Origin of the sequence: Mycobacterium sp. (assembly GCF_035314665.1) — a bacterium.
Lineage (GTDB): Bacteria > Actinomycetota > Actinomycetes > Mycobacteriales > Mycobacteriaceae > Mycobacterium.
In genome coordinates this window covers 1-2,929 of sequence record NZ_DATFZD010000013.1, presented here as the reverse complement: position 1 = coordinate 2,929, position 2,929 = coordinate 1, and the positions used below count along the sequence as shown (strand labels likewise).

Genomic DNA, 2,929 nt, shown 5'->3' with positions numbered 1-2,929 from the left:
AGATGCGGCCGCCCGTCCACGACGTCGTACACCGGCCGATTCCACCGGTAGACGGTGCCGTTGTGCAGGCGTAACTCCGGCAGGTGGGGGGTGCGTCCGGCGGCGAGTTCGGCGACCGGATCCTCGTCGGACACCTCCGGCAGCAATGACGGGAAGTAGCGGACGTTCTCCTCGAACAGGTCGAAGATCGATGTGATCCAGCGTTCACCGAACCACACCCGCGGTCGCACACCTTGGGTCTTGAGCTCATCGGGCCGGGTGTCGGTGGACTGCGCGAACAGTTCGATACGGGTTTCGGACCACAGCTGATGACCGAAGAAAAACGGGGAGTTCGCCCCGAGCGCCAGCTGCGGCCCGGCCAGCACCTGCGCCGCATTCCAGTTGGCGGCGAAATCGGCCGGCGACACCTGCAGATGCAATTGCGTACTGGTGCAAGCCGATTCGGGCGCGATGGACGGCGAGTTCAGGCTGAGGGGCTCCGGCCCGCTGATGTCCATCTGGATGTCTTCGCCGCGGGCGTTGAAGATCGCGTCGTTGAGGGCGGCATAGCGGCTGGACTGACTCATCCATTTACCGGTGAGATGCTCGGGCATCAGTGTGGGCAGGATGCCGATCATGACGATGTGTGCGCCCCCGGCGCTGGCCTTGGTCTCGGCCGCGTTCAAACTGGCTCGCACTTCTGCTTCCAAGTCGACGCCGGTATGTCCGGCCAACGGCCGGGGTGGCACATTGAATTCGATGTTGTAGGAGCCTAATTCGGTCTGGTAGGCCGGGTCGGCGATGGCGGCCAGCACGTCCTGATTCGACATCGCCGGCTGATAGTCGTCGTCGACCAGGTTGCATTCGATTTCCATCCCGGTCAGGGGACGCTCGAACTCGAAGCTGGCCTGCGCGAGCATGGTTTCGAAGACGTCGAGGCACAACTGCACCTTGCGCCGGTACTCCTGCCGGTCTACCCGCTCGTAGGTGGTCCGCTTGACCTCATCACCCACATTGCCGATGCAACCGGTTTGCTTACCCCGACGCAAGAGTGCGACACGATGATCCGCACGCACCTTGCCTGGGCCGGTCGCGCTTGACTAGGAGGCTCAACAAATGAATCTGAGGTTAAGAAATCCCGCGAGCGGCATCAAGAAATAGCGCGAAACGATGTAGTAAGTGGTCCACTGGATGTCCGTCTGACCATGTCTGAAGAGGCGATTGGCTGCCCGGACACCGAGATGTGCTTTGTAGTATTAATGTTAATTCTCGAGTTGACGCCACTGCGGCGGCGGTGAATAATCTCAGCGAACTCTCACCCAATTCATAGGGGATTTGAAAATGAAAATGAGTAGAAAATGAGTAACAGTCATCGCCGCGCGACGGGCATGGTCGGCACGGCCATTGGTGCGCTGCTGGCGGCTCCGCTCCTGTCCCTGCTCTCTAGCCCCCTCGCCAGCGCAGACACCGGTGAGGACGTGACGACCCTCGGCCCGTATGACATTGGCGGCTACGACGACACGTTGAGCTACGACACCTCGTATGCAGTGGACAACTACCTCACGGGGACCTACGACGGGTCTGCTTTCGACCTCGACACGTTCTTTGGCGCGCCGGGATCGGATACATACGACGTCTTGTTAACCGACCCTGGGGTTTTCCAGCTTGGCGTAGACGACGTCGACGGAACCCTTACTTACGTCGACAACTTCCTCGGCATCGACTTCATCCCCACCGACCCGGGCTTCGGGCTCCTCTAACCCGCGCGCTCCTGGGCCGGTCGCCAACTGGGTGGCCGTCGCGTGTGTCCTCGAAGCCGAGGACTTGAACGCCCGCGTAGTCCATGATGGACGGGAGCGCGGGAGGAGAGCAGTTGGCCGAGTTCGTCGCTTCGATCGACCAGGGCACCACCAGCACCCGCTGCATCATCTTCGACCACGACGGCACCGACGTCGGCCGTCACCAACTCGAGCACGAGCAGATTCTGCCGCGCGCCGGATGGGTTGAACACAATCCGATCGAGATCTGGGAACGCACCTCTTCGGTCCTGAGGTCGGCGCTCAATGCGACGAACCTGTCAGCGAAAGACATTGTCGCGCTGGGAATCACGAACCAGCGAGAAACGACGCTGGTGTGGAACCGGCGTACCGGCCGACCGTATTGCAACGCGATCGTCTGGCAGGACACCCGCACCGACCGGATCGCCTCGGCACTGGACCGCGACGGTCGCGGCGACGTGATCCGGCAGAAAGCCGGTCTGCCGCCGGCGACGTACTTCTCCGGCGGCAAACTGCAATGGATCCTGGAGAACGTCGAGGGGGTGCGGGCGGCAGCCGAGCGGGGTGAGGCCGTGTTCGGCACCGCGGACACCTGGTTGCTCTGGAATCTGACCGGCGGTCCCCGCGGCGGGGTGCATGTCACCGATGCCACCAACGCCAGCAGGACCATGTTGATGAATTTGGAGACGCTGGACTGGGACGACGAGTTGCTGTCCTTTTTCGACATCCCCCGCGCGATGCTGCCGTCGATCGCGGCTTCCTCGCCGCGCCAGCCGTACGGCCTGACGCTGGAGGCCGGACCGCTCGGCGGCGAGGTGCCGATCACCGGGATTCTCGGTGACCAGCATGCCGCGATGGTCGGCCAGGTATGCCTGGACCCCGGCGAGGCCAAAAACACCTACGGCACCGGAAACTTTCTGCTGCTCAACACTGGCGAGCAGATCGTGCGGTCCCGCAACGGTTTGCTGACGACGGTGTGCTACCAATTCGGTGACGCGAAACCCGTTTACGCGCTTGAGGGTTCGATCGCCGTGACCGGCTCGGCGGTGCAATGGCTGCGCGACCAGTTGGGCATCATCAGCGGAGCTGCGCAGAGCGAGGCATTAGCGCGCCAAGTCGACGACAACGGTGGGGTGTACTTCGTGCCGGCGTTTTCGGGGTTATTTGCACCG

General features: G+C 62.6%; 3 protein-coding genes. 2 read left to right on the top strand and 1 reads right to left on the bottom strand.

Going from position 1 to position 2,929, the window contains the following annotated elements:
- Positions 1–992, bottom strand: a 992-nt coding sequence (locus VKI00_RS00965; protein WP_324434589.1) for a glutamate--cysteine ligase, incomplete at its 3' end; no start/stop codon positions are given.
- Between the two features lie 345 nt (positions 993–1,337).
- Here VKI00_RS00965 and VKI00_RS00960 point away from each other — a divergent pair.
- Together VKI00_RS00960 and glpK are read left to right on the top strand one after the other, a co-directional pair.
- The gene (locus tag VKI00_RS00960; protein WP_324434588.1) at positions 1,338–1,739 is read left to right on the top strand and encodes a hypothetical protein; all 402 of its coding nucleotides are present in this window, start codon (positions 1,338–1,340) and stop codon (positions 1,737–1,739) included.
- A gap of 86 nt (positions 1,740–1,825) precedes the next feature.
- Positions 1,826–2,929 (top strand): glycerol kinase GlpK (gene glpK / locus VKI00_RS00955; protein ID WP_324434587.1); only part of this gene is annotated, 1,104 nt, incomplete at its 3' end.

Bases quoted from the DNA above. Each gene is read 5' to 3' on its own strand.
- VKI00_RS00960 (WP_324434588.1), top strand. From the start codon at position 1,338: ATGAGTAACAGTCATCGCCGCGCGACGGGCATGGTCGGCACGGCCATT.